A 17777-nucleotide genomic window follows, 5' to 3' on the forward strand; every position below is an offset into this window, starting at 1 on the left:
TTTCTCCTTCCTTCTCTGTATTAAAATGTTTTTCGTATTACCAACGGTAATGAGCAAATGCTTTGTTCGCTTCTGCCATTTTGTGTACGTCTTCACGTTTTCTAACTGCAGCACCTGTATTATTCGCTGCATCCAAAATTTCATTCGCTAGTCTTTCTTCCATCGACTTTTCATTACGAAGACGTGCATAGTTTACTAACCAACGAAGTCCAAGTGCTGTTCTACGTTCAGGACGAACTTCAACTGGAACTTGATAGTTCGCACCACCGACACGGCGTGCTTTTACTTCTAGGACAGGCATAATGTTTTTTAGCGCTTGTTCAAACACTTCCATTGGGTCTTGATTTGTACGCTCTTTTACGATTTCAAAAGCTTTATATAAAATTTTTTGCGCCTTCCCACGTTTTCCATCAATCATAATACGATTAATTAAACGAGTGACGAGTTTCGAATCGTAAATCGGGTCAGGCAATACATCACGGCGCTCAACGGGTCCCTTACGAGGCATGTAGTATTCCTCCTTTCACATGAAAATTGCTTTACTTTTATTCTTTCGGCTTTTTCGTTCCGTATTTTGAACGGCTTTGCATCCGGTTGTTTACACCAGCTGTATCAAGAGCACCACGTACAATATGATAGCGGACACCTGGTAAGTCTTTCACACGACCGCCACGAATTAATACGACACTATGCTCTTGCAAGTTGTGACCGATCCCCGGGATGTATGCTGTTACTTCAATTCCATTCGTTAGACGAACACGAGCATACTTACGAAGTGCCGAGTTTGGTTTTTTCGGAGTCATGGTTCCAACACGTGTACAAACTCCTCGTTTTTGTGGAGAATTTACATCCGTCATCGTCTTTTTAAAACTATTGTAGTTTTTATTCAACGCTGGGGAGTCTGATTGTTTCGTTTTAGACTTGCGCCCTTTACGGATCAACTGGTTAATTGTAGGCATGGATGATTCCTCCTTCCTTCATTATTTCCTGAACTTTAATCAAAACTAGAAACACGTTCCGATGTTCGTTTGAGTGTGATTTCGCGCGTCATTCTAATCCCACACATCCAGGTGGTTCATTATTAGGAAAAAGAAAGATTTGCACGATGGATAAGTGTGCAAATAGGTTATTTCTTTATCGCAACCGTTGCAGCTCCAACTTCAATTCCACAAGCTTCACCAAGTTTTTTCATCGAATCAACGGTTGTAATCGGAATCCCTAATTCGGTCGCAAACACTTTAACTTTGTTCACAACACGTATTTCAGCATCATCCGCAATAATTAACTCGCTCACTTGACCTTCTTGAAGAGCTTTCAACGTTTGTTTTGTCCCAATAATGACTTGCTCTGCCTGTGATACTTTTTCATAAGACATATTGCTATCCTCCAAAGCACAGGTTTTGAACACACTTCGTAATAATATCACCTTAGAAGTTCTTTTGTCAACAGCAAAAATCATTCTATTCAGGAAGCACGGAGCGCTTCCTGAATAGAATATAGTTTATTTACTCTTGAACGATTAACGCTTCTTCGGTTTCTACGTCCGATGTTACTAGATCATCGGCCTCGCTTTTCACTTGAATTGTGCGGTAGCGAGACATACCTGTACCAGCTGGAACGAGTTTTCCAATAATTACGTTCTCTTTCAATCCGAGAAGCTCATCGACTTTTCCTTTTATCGCTGCGTCGGTTAGGACTCTCGTTGTTTCTTGGAAAGACGCTGCTGATAAGAATGAATCTGTTTCAAGAGATGCCTTCGTTATTCCGAGCAATACAGGACGTGCTGTCGCTGGACGCCCACCATTGAGCAAGACTTCTTTGTTCACGTCTTTAAATGTATGGACATCGAGCAATGCTCCTGGTAAAACATCCGTGTCACCCGAATCGATTACACGTACTTTACGCATCATTTGACGAACCATAACTTCGATATGTTTATCGCCAATTTCAACCCCTTGCATGCGATATACTTTTTGTACTTCGCGGAGCAAGTAAGACTGAACGCCTTCTACACCTGTAATGCGGATCAATTCTTTCGGATCAATCGAACCTTCGGTAATTTCTTGGCCACCGATGACTTCATCCCCGATCGCGACTTTAATTCTCGCACCGTATGGGATTGTGTAATTACGTGTTTCGATATCGCCTTGAACAACAACTTCCCGTTTATCTTTCGTATCCGTAATATCAACGACTTTCCCGTCAAGCTCACTAATAACTGCTTGCCCTTTCGGATTTCGAGCTTCAAATAATTCTTGAATTCTCGGTAAACCTTGTGTAATGTCGTCGCCCGCGACGCCGCCTGTATGGAATGTTCTCATTGTTAGCTGCGTGCCTGGTTCTCCGATCGACTGCGCAGCAATAATTCCGACAGCTTCACCGACTTCAACATCAGCACCTGTAGCTAAGTTACGACCGTAACATTTTTTACAAACGCCATGTCTTGATTCGCATGTAAATACGGAACGAATATGAACTTCCTCAATTCCAGAGTCAACTATCTTCATTGCAATGTCTTCCGTAATTTGCTTATCTTTCTTAACAAACACTTCGCCCGTCTCTGGATGCTTCACTGTTCGGAATGCCGTTCTGCCGACGAGGCGATCGTACAAGCTTTCGATCACTTCGCTTCCTTCCTGAATCGCAGTAATCGGAAGACCACGGTCTGTTCCACAGTCATCTTCTCTTACGATAACGTCTTGCGCTACGTCAACGAGACGACGTGTTAAGTAGCCTGAGTCAGCTGTTTTTAGTGCTGTGTCCGCAAGCCCTTTTCTCGCACCGTGAGTTGATATAAAGTACTCCAACACCGTTAAGCCTTCACGGAAACTCGATTTGATCGGTAGCTCAATAATTCGACCAGCCGGGTTGGCCATTAAACCACGCATACCTGCAAGTTGCGTAAAGTTTGACGGATTTCCTCTCGCGCCAGAGTCACTCATCATAAAGATCGGGTTTAAGCTGTCAAGCGATGCCATGAGGCGATCTTGAATCGTATCTTTTGCTTCACTCCAAATTGAGATGACACGTTCATATCGCTCTTCTTCTGTAATAAGGCCTCGGCGAAATTGCTTTAACACCTTCTCGACTTTTTCTTCTGCTTCATCTAAAATTTCTTGTTTTTCAGGGAGGACAACGACGTCAGTGATACCGACTGTAATCCCTGCTTGTGTTGAGTATTTAAAGCCGAGATCTTTCATAAGATCAAGCATTCTTGATGTTTCAGTTACTTTAAAACGCTTGAACACTTCGGCTATTATTTTTCCGAGTATTCCTTTTTTGAACGGCGGTACGAGTTCACGCTTTGCAATCTCTTCTTTTACGTCTACTCCCTTTTCAACAAAGTAACGATCAGGTGTTGCCTGTTGTAAGTTTTCGGTTGTTGGTTCATTGATATAAGGGAACGATTCCGGCATAATTTCGTTAAAAATAAGTTTCCCGATTGTCGTCAACAAGAGCTTTTGTTTTTGCTCTTCAGTAAATGATGTTTTACCGAGTGAATCGGCTCTCACTGCAACGCGTGTGTGCAAATCAACGTACCGATTTTGATAGGCAGTTAATGCTTCATTCGCATCTTTGAAAATTGAACCTTCACCGGTGGCACCTTTTTTCTCAATCGTCAAGTAATAATTACCGAGTACCATATCTTGAGATGGAGTCACAACAGGTTTACCGTCTTTTGGATTTAAAATGTTTTGTGCTGCAAGCATAAGCAGTCTTGCCTCTGCTTGCGCTTCAGCAGATAAAGGTACATGAACGGCCATTTGGTCACCGTCGAAGTCAGCATTATACGCTGTACAAACGAGCGGGTGAAGACGAATCGCTCGACCTTCAACGAGCATTGGCTCAAATGCTTGAATACCTAATCGGTGCAACGTTGGCGCACGATTCAAGAGAACAGGGTGTTCTTTGATCACTTCTTCAAGAACGTCCCACACTTCAGCGTGAAGTTTTTCTATTTTTCGCTTCGCACTTTTAATATTGTGCGCAAAACCTTTAGCAACAAGCTCTTTCATGACAAACGGCTTAAAAAGCTCTAGCGCCATTTCTTTCGGTAAGCCGCATTGGTACATTTTTAAGTTCGGTCCGACAACTATGACAGAGCGTCCAGAATAGTCAACACGCTTTCCAAGCAAATTTTGTCTAAAGCGACCTTGCTTTCCTTTTAACATATGGGAAAGCGATTTTAACGGACGGTTACCTGGTCCTGTTACAGGACGACCACGGCGTCCGTTGTCAATGAGCGCGTCAACCGCTTCTTGCAACATCCGCTTCTCGTTTTGCACGATAATGTTCGGTGCACCTAAATCAAGAAGACGTTTTAAACGGTTGTTCCGGTTAATCACACGTCGATACAAATCGTTTAAATCCGACGTCGCAAAGCGTCCGCCGTCAAGTTGTACCATCGGACGAAGTTCTGGTGGGATGACTGGTAATACGTCAAGAACCATCCATTCAGGCATGTTTTTTGAATTGCGGAACGCCTCTAACACTTCTAAGCGCTTAATCGCTCTCGTACGTCTTTGACCTTGAATTGTTTTCAATTCTTCTTTTAATTCATCCACTTCTTTTTCGAGGTCAACATCTTGAAGAAGTTTTTTAATCGCTTCTGCACCCATTTGTGCCGTAAACGATTGTCCATATTTTTCGCGGTAGACACGATATTCTTTTTCAGACAGAAGTTGCTTTCTTTCAAGCGCTGTGTCACCCGGATCGGTTACGACGTATGATGCAAAATAGATAATCTCCTCCAGAGCACGTGGCGACATATCAAGAAGTAGACCCATTCTACTCGGTATTCCTTTGAAATACCAAATATGGGAAACAGGGGCAGCAAGTTCGATGTGCCCCATTCGTTCTCTTCTTACTTTTGCCCGCGTCACTTCGACCCCGCATCGATCACAGACGACACCTTTGTATCTAACACGCTTGTACTTTCCGCAATGACATTCCCAATCTTTTGTCGGTCCGAAAATCCGTTCGCAAAAAAGACCGTCTTTTTCAGGTTTTAACGTACGGTAGTTAATCGTTTCAGGCTTTTTTACCTCTCCTCTTGACCATGAGCGAATTTTGTTAGGTGAAGCTAAACCAATTTTCATATACTCAAAATTGTTAACATCTATCAAAGGGGCTACCTCCCTTTCTATTCCAGTTGCTTAACTTTTTTACGCAGAAAACTACTCACTCGTACCGACTGATTCCGCCTGCAAATTTAACCGGTCATTCGTTGGGTCATCTTCATCGTCAAGCTCTTTCATTTCAATTTCTTCATTATCACCCGATAAAATTTTGACGTCCATTCCGAGACTTTGCAGTTCTTTAATCAATACTTTAAACGATTCTGGTACACCCGGTTCAGGGACATTCTCGCCTTTAACGATCGCTTCATATGTTTTTACACGTCCGACAACGTCGTCCGATTTTACGGTAAGGATTTCTTGAAGAGTATAAGCTGCACCGTACGCTTCAAGTGCCCAAACTTCCATTTCCCCAAATCGCTGTCCGCCAAATTGCGCTTTTCCTCCAAGTGGCTGTTGCGTAACGAGAGAATATGGCCCTGTTGAACGAGCGTGAAGCTTGTCATCAACCATATGCGCTAGCTTAATCATGTACATGACACCGACAGATACACGATTATCAAAAGGTTCACCTGTTCTACCGTCATATAAAATTGTTTTTCCGTCACGAGGCAAGCCTGCTTCTTCAAGTGTATCCCAGACATCTTGCTCATTCGCTCCGTCAAATACGGGTGTGGCTACGTGAATGTTTAAGTGCCGTGCTGCCATTCCTAAATGAAGCTCAAGCACTTGCCCAATGTTCATCCGTGAAGGTACCCCAAGTGGATTAAGCATGACATCGATCGGCGTACCGTCTGGTAAATAAGGCATATCTTCTTCCGGCAAAATTTTTGAAATCACACCTTTGTTTCCGTGACGACCTGCCATTTTATCGCCTTCATGAATTTTACGTTTTTGGACAATATATACTCGTACGAGCTGATTGACTCCCGGTGGAAGTTCATCCCCGTCTTCACGGTTAAACACTTTGACATCTAGGACTATCCCATCCCCACCGTGCGGAACACGTAACGACGTATCACGAACTTCTCTTGCTTTTTCACCAAAAATGGCATGCAAGAGACGTTCTTCAGCTGTTAACTCTGTCACACCTTTCGGTGTTACTTTTCCGACGAGAATGTCGCCATCGCGCACTTCCGCTCCGATGCGAATAATTCCGCGTTCGTCAAGGTTACGAAGCGCATCCTCTCCTACGTTCGGTATATCACGTGTAATCTCTTCTGGCCCTAGTTTCGTATCACGTGCTTCGGATTCGTATTCTTCGATGTGAATTGACGTATAAACGTCATCTTTCACGAGTCGCTCACTCATAATAATCGCGTCTTCGTAGTTATAGCCTTCCCACGTCATAAAAGCAACGAGTACGTTACGTCCGAGAGCAAGCTCACCTTTTTCCATTGAAGGACCATCAGCCAAAATCTCACCTTTTTCTACACGCTCACCTTTTTGAACGAGTGGACGTTGGTTATAGCTAGTGCCTTGGTTTGAACGTAAAAACTTTTGCAGATTATATTTATCAAGGTCACCTTCAACTTCTTTTCCGTCGACATTTTGGATGCTTCTCACCCAAATCTCGGAAGCGGTCACACGTTCTACGATGCCATCACGCTTACAAATTACAGCTGAGCCTGAATCTTTTGCAGAGACGTGTTCAATTCCAGTTCCGACAAGCGGCGCTTCTGGTACAAGAAGTGGTACAGCCTGACGCTGCATGTTTGCTCCCATGAGTGCACGGTTTGAGTCGTCATTTTCCAAGAAAGGAATGCACGCTGTAGCTGCTGAAACGACTTGCTTTGGCGAAACGTCCATATAATCAATTAAATCACGCTTAAAAACAGCATTATCACCACGAAAACGAGCATAAACACTTTCGTCTACAAATGTGCCATCATCGTTAAGCTTTTCGTTCGCTTGAGCAACGATATAATTGTCTTCTTCATCCGCTGTTAAGTAATCTATACGATCCGTTACTTTTCCCGTCTCAGGGTCAACACGGCGATACGGCGTTTCAATAAATCCGTACTTATTTACCTTTGCATACGTTGACAACGAGTTAATTAAGCCGATGTTCGGTCCTTCCGGCGTTTCAATTGGACACATTCTACCGTAGTGAGAGTAATGTACGTCACGTACTTCCATACCAGCACGCTCACGTGTTAATCCACCTGGACCTAATGCAGACAAACGACGTTTATGCGTCAGCTCCGCCAGCGGATTCGTCTGGTCCATAAATTGAGACAGCTGTGAGCTTCCGAAAAACTCTTTTATCGATGCAATTACTGGACGTATGTTTATGAGAGCTTGTGGCGTAATGACGTTCGTATCTTGAATCGACATCCGCTCACGAACGACGCGTTCCATACGAGAAAGACCAATTCTAAATTGGTTTTGCAATAACTCACCGACTGAGCGGAGACGGCGATTTCCTAAATGATCGATATCATCTGTATCGCCAACATCATGAAGTAGATTAAAGAAGTAATTAACAGATGCAATGATATCTTCTGGCGTAATGTTTTTTACACTCTCTTCAATACCACCATTACCAATGACATTTATTACTTTTTCACTGTCAGTATCATCCGGAGCGAAAATTTTAATGGATTGAACATTCACATCAACGTCATCAACGACCCCGCCGAACGGTCGGAACGTACGAAAACCTACATTGTTTTCCAATAAAGGTAAGATTTTGTCAAGTAATCTACGATCGAGAACATCACCGACATCTGCAATCACTTCACCTGTGTCAGGATCAATTAATTTTTCGGCTAACCGTTGATTAAATAGACGGTTTTTAATATGAAGTTTTTTATTAATCTTGTAGCGTCCGACATTCGCTAGATCGTATCGTTTCGGATCAAAAAAGCGAGATTCAATTAAATTTTTAGCATTATCGATCGTTGGCGGCTCGCCTGGACGCAAACGCTCGTAAATTTCAATCAACGCTTTTTCCGGGCTGTCGGTATTATCTTTTTCTAACGTATTTCTTAAAAATTCGTCTTCCCCTAGAAGGTCGATGATTTCTTGATCAGAGCCAAACCCTAATGCTCTTAATAATACTGTAATCGGAATCTTCCGAGTCCGATCAATTCTGACGTACACAATATCTTTTGCATCAGTCTCGAACTCGAGCCATGCTCCACGGTTTGGTATAACGGTAGCCGTAAAGCCGCGCTTCCCGTTTTTATCTAGCTTTTCACTATAATACACACTTGGTGAACGGACAAGCTGAGAAACGATGACCCGTTCAGCTCCATTAATGATAAACGTTCCATTTTCCGTCATAAGCGGAAAGTCACCCATAAACACTTCTTGTTCTTTAACTTCTCCTGTTTCCTTGTTTATGAGCCTAACCTTTACACGAAGTGGTGCTGAATACGTAACATCACGTTCCTTCGCTTCTTCTACCGAATACTTCGCTTCGCCGAGACTATAATCGACGAATTCTAGCACGAGATTCCCCGTAAAATCTTCAATCGGAGAAATGTCCTGAAACATCTCGCGCAAACCCTCATCAAGAAACCATTGATACGATGCGGTTTGAATCTCGATAAGATTTGGAAGCTCCAATACTTCATTGATTCTTGCATACGATCTTCTTTGGCGGTGGCGTCCATACTGAACTAGTTGACCTGTCAACTCATTCACCCCTTAAATCATGCATTTTAATGTCATGGACTCGCTCATGGAAATTTTACCAAATGGCAAGTCTAAAGCGTAGACAGAATTGTCGTTGCGACTTCTTTACTATTAAATCAAAAAATTCGCGCTCCACTATGACACAGCGCCTCAAACACTTAGACTACCAACGAGATTTTAGGACATGGGCGTTCGTTCTATTATGTATAGAACAAAAAATAAAAGGGCAATCCAAGCATCATTTCCCCTTTACATTTCTAATTATGTTAGTCTTCCCAAATCTCTTTTTATTTATACATGACAAAAAGAACCTTCTCACATAACCTTTTTAAAATATGAAAGGCGTTATTTGCCTAAGGAACGGTGAAGGATCTTTCGTCTGTCTTTCATAGAATTGACGGTCTTAAGCGTTAGCATTACATAATGCTATCACATTTATAACTAGGAGTCAATAATATATTTATCCTCAAAAAAAATTAAGGGTTGAAACTTTTATATTAATTTTCTGAATATTTATTGTATTGTTGCTTTTATTCAACTATGATTAATCTTTAAGCATTTAAAAACATTTTTTATTTGAAGGAGTGTAATTTTATGATTGCTGAGCGATCAAAAAGTGATTTGCTTGATTTGGATGCTTCGTCCATTGCACAACATATTCGAGCCGGTCGCATAAGTTCCTATGAAGCAACGAAAACATACATTCAGCATATCAAACATATGAACGAACGTATTAATTGCTTAGTAGAAGAGCGATTTGATGAAGCGTTACGAGAAGCAAAAAAATGTGACAATGGACTGAAAGAAGGGGCTGTAAAAGGACAGTTGTTTGGAGTCCCAATTGCTGTAAAAGATATGTTTAATGTGGCAGGTATGAGAACAACTTCAGGACTAGTCCATAGAGCAAATACACTTGAATCAGAAGATTCCGAAGTCGTTCGACGATTGAAACGTGAAGGTGCTATCATTATCGGAAAAACGAATACAGGAGTGCTTGGGTTACATTTTGAATCATCGAATAAAATACATGGAACGACGAACAACCCGTGGGATCAATCACGAACAGCTGGAGGTTCGAGTGGGGGATGTGCAGCTCTCGTCGCAAGCGGAGGTGCAGCTGTAAGTGTCGGCTCTGATATATTCGGTTCACTACGAAATCCCGCTCACTTCAACGGTGTCATTACATTTAAATGCGGAGCATACCAGGTGTCGAACGAAGGACATATTCCATCACCTGCCGCTTATCCATTGCAAGAAGCAATGCTCGGAATTGGAGCGTTAAGTAAATCTGTCGCAGATGCTGAACTTATAAACTCGATTATTGCGAACAATGTGCCACCAGAAGTTAACGTCGATGAATTTCGCATCGTCATTCCAGAACCGAAATATAAGGTTTCAGAAGAAACGAGAGTAGCGCTCGATATAGTGCGCACCTATTTAAAAGAATCCTTTTCTGTTGAAACGAATATTGACGTTCCACATTTAAACCCGATGTTAACGATTGATCATTTGCAAATTTTATCAATCGATGGGGGAAAGGATGTTTGGCCGATCGCATTTGACAACGATGAACGCTTTCCAATTTTCCGAACGTTAGTACAAGAATTAGTGAAAAAAAATACGGATTATGATTACTTTTTCTTAAAAACGATGGCTCTCGGGAAAGTTGGGACTGTTCTTTTCGGTACGAATTCGAAAAAAATCGGAGGGTTAGAAAGAAAAATTGCAGAGAAAATCGCGGACGCTAACCGTTTTTTAGACAAAACCATTTTACTCTTGCCGTCATACCCGACACCAGCTAAAAAACACCGTAAACTTGACGGCGAAGTGTTTTCGAATCGCTTGCAAGTATTAACAAAAATGCCATATACGAGTTATGCTAACGTCCTCGGTTTACCAGCATTATCCGTTCCAATTACAGAGGATAAAGACGGATTGCCGATTAGCTTACAACTCATCAGCCGAATCGGAAATGAAAAAGCATTGTTTCACTTTGGTACACTGCTTGAAAAAGAATTTCGCGGTTACAAACGCGCCAAGCATATATAAGTTTAACGATGTTTTTTCGCACGAAAAATAAAATAGCCCTTTGATTTGTTAACGACATCAACGTCACCAAATAAAGAAATTAATTCTTTTTTGGCCGACGGAGCTCCTTGTTTTTTTTGAATAACGATCCAAAATTCACCTCCCGGTTCTAAATGCTCGTATGCTTGTCGAAACAATTCATAAACCACTTTTTTACCAGCTCGAATCGGTGGATTTGATAAAATCGCAGCAAAGTGTTTATCACGAATGTTTTCAAACAAATCGCTTTTCATCACTGAAACATTATTCACCCCGTTCGCTTGCCGATTTTTTTTAGCAAGCTCGATGGCACGCTCATTAACGTCTATCATAATAATGGCGCGATCAGGTGCTTGTTTTGCTAATGACAGCCCTATTGGTCCATATCCGCAGCCAACATCTAGAATCGGACCTTTTATGATAGGAAAATGAAACGATTCGAGTAAGAGCTTCGTTCCGAAGTCAACCGCATGCTTTGAAAACACACCAACATCGGTCGTAAATACCATGTCATGGCCATTTATGTTGACATGAATACGTTGAGGCGCACTCTTTGCTGATGGTTTTTCTGAATAATAATGTTCCAAGCTACTCACTACCTTTCTCTTAACGTATAAAACAACAGGGTATACCAATCCCCTTGGTATACCCTGATTTCAATATCCTTATTTAAGTTCGACACCAGCGCCGACTTCTTCAAGCTTCGCTTTAATTTCTTCAGCTTCTTCTTTTTCAACGCCTTCTTTAACTGGTTTTGGAGCGTTATCAACAAGTTCTTTCGCTTCTTTCAAGCCGAGACCTGTTATTTCACGCACAACTTTAATCACTTTAATTTTGCTTGCACCAGCATCCTCAAGAACAACATCAAATTCTGATTGTTCTTCTGCACCGCCACCTGCAGCAGCACCGCCTGCAACTGCAACAGGCGCAGCAGCTGTTACACCGAATTCTTCTTCAATTGCTTTTACAAGCTCGTTAAGTTCTAATACGGTCATTTCTTTTATTGCTTCAATAATTTGATCTTTACTCATGATTACATGTTCCTCCTTAATTGATATACTTTCGTTTCTTTGTTAGGCAAAGATAAACTTACGCGCCTTCCTCTCCTTCTTTTTGATCCGCAACCGCTTTCGTTGCCAATGCAAAGTTACGCATCGGTGCTTGTAATACGCTAAGCAACATCGAAAGAAGGCCTTCGCGTGAAGGAAGATCCGCAAGTGCTTTAATTTCATCAAGCGACACAACATTACCTTCGATAACACCTGTTTTAATTTCAAGTGCTTCATTTTCTTTTGCAAAGTTATTTAACACTTTTGCAGGTGCGACAACATCTTCGTTGCTAAATGCGATCGCTGTAGGACCGACAATCTGATCGTCAAGCTCAGTCATGTCAACTTCTGCAGTCGCACGACGAACGAGCGTGTTTTTGTACACTTTAAATTCAACGCCTGCTTCACGAAGCTGTTTCCTAAGTTCGGTTACGGCTGCAACGTCTAGACCACGATAATCAACGAGAATCGTTGCTTTACTCGCCTTAAGTTTTTCAGAAATCTCATTAACAACTTGTTTTTTGCTTTCTAGTTTGCTGCTCACTTATAACACCTCCTAAAAAGTCGTTCATACCGTACGCATCCGCGAAAGCTCACACGAATGTGAGTTCATTCGACGATATCACTATACTCGAAAGTTAAAAAACCTTCATGCCGATCGACATGAAGGTTATATATAGACAGAAACAGCATTCGTTTCGTCGTTAACAACCTCGGTAGGATGATTAAGTGCAAACGTGCACCCCTACTGTCTACGGTATGATTGCTCTCATATTTTCACTTGTCTTAGTATAGACGTGACTGACATACAAGTCAACGCTTTTATAAATAAGCAGCAGGATTAATTTTTATTCCAGGTCCCATTGTGGAAGAGACGGAAATGTTTCTCAGGTATGTGCCTTTCGCTGCTGACGGTTTCGCTTTGACAAGCGTATCCATAATCGTTTCAAAGTTTTCAACGAGCTGATTCGTTTCAAATGAAACTTTTCCGATTGGAGTATGGACATTACCTGCTTTATCAACACGATACTCGACTTTTCCTGCTTTAATTTCTTTAACTGCTTTTTCAACTTCAAATGTAACTGTGCCTGTTTTCGGGTTCGGCATTAAGCCTTTCGGACCAAGGACACGTCCAAGCTTCCCTACTTCCGCCATCATGTCAGGCGTTGCAACGATAACATCGAAGTCAAACCAGCCTTGATTAATTTTATTGATATAGTCTTGTTCACCAACATAATCAGCGCCAGCCGCTTCCGCTTCTTTTGCTTTATCGCCTTTTGCAAATACGAGTACACGCTGTGTTTTTCCTGTTCCGTTCGGCAACACGACAGCGCCACGGATTTGCTGATCATTTTTTCGCGGATCAACACCAAGGCGAACAGCAATTTCTACTGTTTCATCAAAGTTCGCTTTCGCTGTTTGCTTTACAAGTTCAAGCGCTTCTTTGACGTCGTAAAGCTTTGTTTTGTCAATCAACTTTACGGAATCTTGATACTTTTTACCTTTCTTTGGCAATTTCTTTTCCTCCCTATTGTGGTTTAACGGATTATCCTCCCACGCGTCAACCAGAACGAGCGTCGTTAGTTAATCATTAGTCTTCAATCGTAATTCCCATACTACGTGCTGTTCCTTCTACCATTTTCATAGCCGCTTCTACGTCTGCAGCATTAAGGTCAGGCATTTTCATTTCGGCAATTTCACGTACTTTTGCACGTTTCACTGTTGCAACTTTGTTCTTGTTCGGTTCACCTGAACCTAATTTAATGCCTGCTTCCTTCTTCAAAAGAACTGCTGCAGGTGGTGTTTTCGTAATAAACGTAAATGAGCGATCTTCAAAAACAGTAATTTCAACCGGAATAATTAGCCCTGCATTTTCTTGCGTACGCGCGTTAAATTCTTTACAAAATTCCATAATGTTTACTCCAGCTTGACCGAGCGCCGGTCCAACTGGTGGTGCTGGGTTGGCTTTTCCAGCAGGTATTTGTAGTTTAACAACTTTCGATACTTTTTTAGCCACGTGACACACCTCCTTAAGTCCGTGATGTGGTATTTGAGCTTTATAAAATGGTTCAAAAGAGGTTCGCAAAATATGAATCAGTCCTAGCTTTTGAACGCTTTTAGCTCTCCCACCCATAAAAAACAAAAGTCATAAGTTGACTTTTGAAACATTAAAATTCTATCATTTTTAGTGAACAAAAGCAATATATCAATTAAATCCTTTCGATTTGCGTAAATTCTAACTCGACTGGCGTTTCCCTTCCAAACATATTCACATGCACTTTTACTTTTTGTTTATCTAAATCGATTTCTTCAATTTTACCAACAAAGTCGGCAAATGGACCTTCTTTCACTTTCACACTTTCATTAATTTGGAAGTCAACTTCAGGCTTCGGTGTTTCATAACCCATACTTTTTAAAATTGAATCCACTTCTTCTGGTAAAAGGGGAGTTGGTTTTGAGCCTGCACCACTCGAACCGACGAATCCTGTTACACCTGGTGTGTTCCGAACGACGTACCATGAATCATCCGTCATAATCATTTCCGTTAATACGTAGCCAGGGAACACTTTACGCATCGTTGTTTTCTTTTTGCCATTTTTAATTTCCGTTTCTTCTTCAACAGGGACTAAGACGCGAAAAATTTTATCTGTCATCCCCATCGATTCTACACGTTTTTCTAAATTTGTTTTTACTTTATTCTCATAGCCTGAATACGTATGAACAACGTACCATCTTTTTTCCATCATAAATAGGACGCTTCGTCCTTCCCTCCCCAAATGCGTTTACTTTCCATTTTATCCTGACCTGCTAAATTCTATAATAGTTTTTGTTCAAAAAGTCTAGAGGCTCCAACGTTGTCAGATCGTTTACGTTATGCGTAAACATAGCGTGTTCGTCAATCTTGCCTCTCGTAATTCTCATGTTTGAACACATACTGTAACGTCTATCCTGTGATCAATTTAAGCAGCGATGAAATGCCAAAGTCAACAACAACGAAGAAAAGAGTGACAAAAGCTACCGTAACGACAACTGTTATCGTATATTTCACTAGTTCTTGTTTTGTTGGCCAGCGGACTTTTTTCATCTCGCTAGCAACGTTTTTAAAAAATTGGCTCATCTTCTTGAACATCGGTCTGATCTATTCTCCTTCCCAACTTCAGCACTCGTACATCATTTCGTTTCTTTATGAACTGTGTGGGCGTTACATATTTTACAAAATTTTTTAATTGATAATCTTGACGCATCTGACTGCTTATTTTTCACCGTTGAATAGTTTCGACTTTCACAATTAGAGCATGCCAAAATCACTTTTGTGCGCACTCATATCGCTCCATCCTATCAAATCTATACTTAACCAACTTTATCATAGCTAAAAACAGCATGTCAACGTGATTTGAAACGAATAGCTAATCCAAAGGCTGAACAATGAAAAACTGTGCAATCCCTTTCAATAAGGTAAGTTAAAAAGGGAAGACAAGGAGAGGCAAAGGCGGCTAAATACGTAACGTAATCAACTCCGAATTACTCGTCGCAAAATTACAAAGATCTATATTCAAATCGCTATCTTGTTGTAACATCGATACTAGCACATCGGTACCGAAGAGCAAGGAAACTCAGCTCTAGACCAAACGCTTGCACAGGATATGCTGACTTCTGCCTATTGAGGTGCGCCACCTCAAAAACTCAAGCTGTGTGAGAGTGGGAACATTTACATATCCTTCTCAGGATGTGCACGTTTTTAGCAGTAGAATTCATTCTATACGTGAGTAATGGAAAAATAAGCTGAAGAAATTCCCAGCTATAACTTAACACCCCAATGTTGATTCGCTCTAGCCAAACTGATTCACATCCTGTAAGTCATCGTACTTTTTAAACAACTGGTTATAAGGTTAATTCTCGAATCTCTAAATACCGTTCAAGCTTCCTTTTCACACGCTGAAGAGCATTATCGATCGATTTTACATGGCGGTTTAGATCATCAGAAATTTCTTGATAAGAACGCCCATCTAAGTAATGCATCAACACTTGTCGCTCCAAATCGCTTAACACTTCCGTCATTTTATCTTCAATATCGTTAAATTGCTCGCGATTAATGAGTAGCAATTCCGGATTGAGTTTGCTCGTTCCTGAAAGCACATCCATTAACGTTCGTTCCGATTCTTCATCATAAATAGGCTTGTCCAATGAAATGTAAGAATTAAGTGGAATATGCTTTTGTCTTGTCGCCGTTTTGATCGCTGTAATCATTTGCCGCGTAATACAAAGTTCGGCAAATGCTTTAAACGTCGAGAGTTTATCTTCGCGAAAGTCACGGATTGCTTTATACAGTCCGATCATACCTTCTTGGATAATATCTTCCCGATCGGCACCGATTAAAAAATACGAACGAGACTTGGCTCTTACAAAGTTTTTATATTTTTTGATCAAGTAGTCTAGCGCTTGTGAGTTCCCGTCTTGGACCATTTTCACAAGCTCTTCATCTTCAAGTATTTCGAATTTTGCTGGTTCTGCGAGCCTTATCATGTTCAATTCGAATCCCCCCGACTTGATGTTAAAACGTTAATGCACCCGCACACGTAAAGGTTACGCATGGCTTCAATGAAAAGTCGAAAAATTACATATTTTAAAAAAACGAGATTATTCCCATTATATAACAGCGTTTACAAAAGCGTCAACTTCAGATTAAACCACGTCGCATTTTCTCAAATTTTTCTTGTATTTCAGGTGAGAGCCGTATTTTCGATTGTCGCTTTTCTGTGTAATGCGTTTCAATGTTTTGTTCAATGTTGTTTTCAATCTTCTCCATTTCAATGAGCAGTTCGCGGGCAGATTTACGCAATGCACCTTGTCCAAAAATTGCTTTTTGTTCCGCATAATCTGATGTTGCAACGTGGATTTGTGTTAATACGCCTTTTAGCTCTACGACAAGCTGCTCGATTTTTTCATCAGCAGTTTCATTTTCGTTCGTAAATATGATTGTCACATCGTGTTGATTAAAAACTTGTTGTATGCCAGGAACGAGATGAGCATCGAACACAATAATAACTTTAAATCCCGTATACGCTTGATATTCTGCCATTTTGGCGATTAGAAGATCGCGTGCCCCTTCTAAATCATCTGATTTTAACTGTTGCAATTGTGGCCATGCCCCAATGATGTTGTAACCATCTACAAGTAAAATGTCCATCTCCTTAACCTCCCACCGGACTACGTTGCCGAAACACTTCGTACATCAAAATAGCAGCAGCAACTGAAGCGTTAAGTGATGTTACGTTTCCTTTCATCGGCAAACGAACGAGAAAGTCACATTTTTGTCGGATTAAGCGACTGATTCCTTTTCCTTCGCTTCCAATCACAAGTGTTATCGGCAAATCATAGTCGGCTTCGCGAAAATCTTGCTTTCCTTTCATATCTGCTCCTGCAAACCACATTCCTCGTTCCTTTAATTCTTCCATCGTTTGCGCGAGATTATTTACACGGACAACAGGAACGTGCTCAATCGCGCCTGTCGACGCTTTTGCAACCGCTGCAGTTAAACCGACAGAACGACGCCTTGGAATGATGACACCGTGAACGCCTGTACTATCGGCTGTTCGCAAAATTGAACCTAAATTGTGCGGATCTTCAATTTCATCAAGGAGGAGAAAAAACGGGGTTTCGCCTAATGACTCCGCTTTTTGAAACAAGTCATCCACCGTTGCGTATTCATATGCTGCTACTGATGCAACAACACCTTGGTGATGGGGTGTTTCCGCAAGTTTATCGAGCCGTTTCTTCGGAACAAATTGAATGAGTGCACCACTCTGTTTAGCAAGTGTAATCAGCTCATTCATTTGTCCTCTGCGAACTCCTTCGTGGATCCAAATTTTGTTCATTTCGCGTTCTGCTCGAAGTGCTTCTAATACGGGATTTCTACCAACAATTAATTCATTCGCCATGT

Annotated in this window: 17 protein-coding genes and 1 other annotated feature; of the genes, 1 reads left to right on the plus strand and 16 read right to left on the minus strand. The window is 41.3% G+C overall.

Annotated elements, in window-relative coordinates; genetic code table 11:
• Positions 1-37: 37 nt before the first annotated feature.
• The 5 genes from rpsG to rpoB all read right to left on the minus strand — a co-directional run bounded on the left by rpsG (position 38) and on the right by rpoB (position 8720).
• Complete coding sequence (gene rpsG / locus ABU914_RS08510; protein ID WP_379669313.1) at positions 38-508, minus strand: 30S ribosomal protein S7; 471 nt, start codon at positions 506-508, stop codon at positions 38-40.
• Between the two features lie 37 nt (positions 509-545).
• On the minus strand, positions 546-959 hold the full coding sequence (gene rpsL, locus ABU914_RS08515) for a 30S ribosomal protein S12 (RefSeq protein ID WP_379669314.1): 414 nt from the start codon (positions 957-959) through the stop codon (positions 546-548).
• Between the two features lie 167 nt (positions 960-1126).
• Complete coding sequence (locus ABU914_RS08520; protein ID WP_379669315.1) at positions 1127-1375, minus strand: 50S ribosomal protein L7ae-like protein; 249 nt, start codon at positions 1373-1375, stop codon at positions 1127-1129.
• 130 nt (positions 1376-1505) lie between these two features.
• Positions 1506-5126: a DNA-directed RNA polymerase subunit beta' gene (gene rpoC, locus ABU914_RS08525; RefSeq protein WP_379669316.1), complete on the minus strand. Its 3621-nt coding sequence runs from the start codon at positions 5124-5126 to the stop codon at positions 1506-1508.
• Positions 5127-5177: 51 nt separating this feature from the next.
• Positions 5178-8720 carry a DNA-directed RNA polymerase subunit beta gene (rpoB, locus tag ABU914_RS08530; RefSeq protein ID WP_379669317.1) on the minus strand — a complete coding sequence of 1181 codons (3543 nt, stop codon included), beginning with the start codon at positions 8718-8720 and terminating at the stop codon, positions 5178-5180.
• A 594-nt stretch (positions 8721-9314) separates the two neighbouring features.
• On the opposite strand from rpoB, the gene ABU914_RS08535 reads away from it, so the two are divergent.
• Positions 9315-10769, plus strand: coding sequence for an amidase (locus ABU914_RS08535; RefSeq protein ID WP_379669318.1), 1455 nt, complete (start codon positions 9315-9317; stop codon positions 10767-10769).
• Positions 10770-10771: 2 nt separating this feature from the next.
• On the opposite strand, the gene ABU914_RS08540 is transcribed toward ABU914_RS08535, so the two are convergent.
• The 11 genes from ABU914_RS08540 to rlmB form a co-directional block, all read right to left on the minus strand.
• Positions 10772-11374: a class I SAM-dependent methyltransferase gene (locus ABU914_RS08540; RefSeq protein WP_379669319.1), complete on the minus strand. Its 603-nt coding sequence runs from the start codon at positions 11372-11374 to the stop codon at positions 10772-10774.
• A 78-nt stretch (positions 11375-11452) separates the two neighbouring features.
• The gene (gene rplL, locus ABU914_RS08545; RefSeq protein WP_379669320.1) at positions 11453-11818 is read right to left on the minus strand and encodes a 50S ribosomal protein L7/L12; all 366 of its coding nucleotides are present in this window, start codon (positions 11816-11818) and stop codon (positions 11453-11455) included.
• A 58-nt stretch (positions 11819-11876) separates the two neighbouring features.
• The gene (gene rplJ / locus ABU914_RS08550; RefSeq protein WP_379669321.1) at positions 11877-12380 is read right to left on the minus strand and encodes a 50S ribosomal protein L10; all 504 of its coding nucleotides are present in this window, start codon (positions 12378-12380) and stop codon (positions 11877-11879) included.
• Positions 12381-12467: 87 nt separating this feature from the next.
• Positions 12468-12612, minus strand: a sequence feature (ribosomal protein L10 leader region).
• 46 nt (positions 12613-12658) lie between these two features.
• A complete protein-coding gene (gene rplA / locus ABU914_RS08555) occupies positions 12659-13351 on the minus strand; it encodes a 50S ribosomal protein L1 (protein ID WP_379669322.1) in 693 nt (230 codons plus the stop codon).
• Positions 13352-13427: 76 nt separating this feature from the next.
• Positions 13428-13853, minus strand: coding sequence for a 50S ribosomal protein L11 (gene rplK / locus ABU914_RS08560; protein WP_379669323.1), 426 nt, complete (start codon positions 13851-13853; stop codon positions 13428-13430).
• Positions 13854-14046: 193 nt separating this feature from the next.
• Positions 14047-14580, minus strand: coding sequence for a transcription termination/antitermination protein NusG (gene nusG / locus ABU914_RS08565; protein WP_379669343.1), 534 nt, complete (start codon positions 14578-14580; stop codon positions 14047-14049).
• 200 nt (positions 14581-14780) lie between these two features.
• The gene (gene secE / locus ABU914_RS08570) at positions 14781-14966 is read right to left on the minus strand and encodes a preprotein translocase subunit SecE (RefSeq protein ID WP_379669324.1); all 186 of its coding nucleotides are present in this window, start codon (positions 14964-14966) and stop codon (positions 14781-14783) included.
• A gap of 41 nt (positions 14967-15007) precedes the next feature.
• Positions 15008-15157 carry a 50S ribosomal protein L33 gene (rpmG, locus tag ABU914_RS08575; protein WP_379669325.1) on the minus strand — a complete coding sequence of 50 codons (150 nt, stop codon included), beginning with the start codon at positions 15155-15157 and terminating at the stop codon, positions 15008-15010.
• A gap of 561 nt (positions 15158-15718) precedes the next feature.
• Positions 15719-16360, minus strand: coding sequence for an RNA polymerase sporulation sigma factor SigH (gene sigH, locus ABU914_RS08580; RefSeq protein ID WP_379669344.1), 642 nt, complete (start codon positions 16358-16360; stop codon positions 15719-15721).
• A 154-nt stretch (positions 16361-16514) separates the two neighbouring features.
• The gene (locus ABU914_RS08585) at positions 16515-17024 is read right to left on the minus strand and encodes an NYN domain-containing protein (RefSeq protein ID WP_379669326.1); all 510 of its coding nucleotides are present in this window, start codon (positions 17022-17024) and stop codon (positions 16515-16517) included.
• Between the two features lie 4 nt (positions 17025-17028).
• Positions 17029-17775, minus strand: a complete 747-nt coding sequence (gene rlmB, locus ABU914_RS08590; protein ID WP_379669327.1) for a 23S rRNA (guanosine(2251)-2'-O)-methyltransferase RlmB — start codon at positions 17773-17775, stop codon at positions 17029-17031.
• Positions 17776-17777 lie beyond the last annotated feature (2 nt).

Source organism: Pueribacillus sp. YX66, from assembly GCF_041725775.1.
Lineage (GTDB): Bacteria > Bacillota > Bacilli > Bacillales > UBA6769 > Pueribacillus.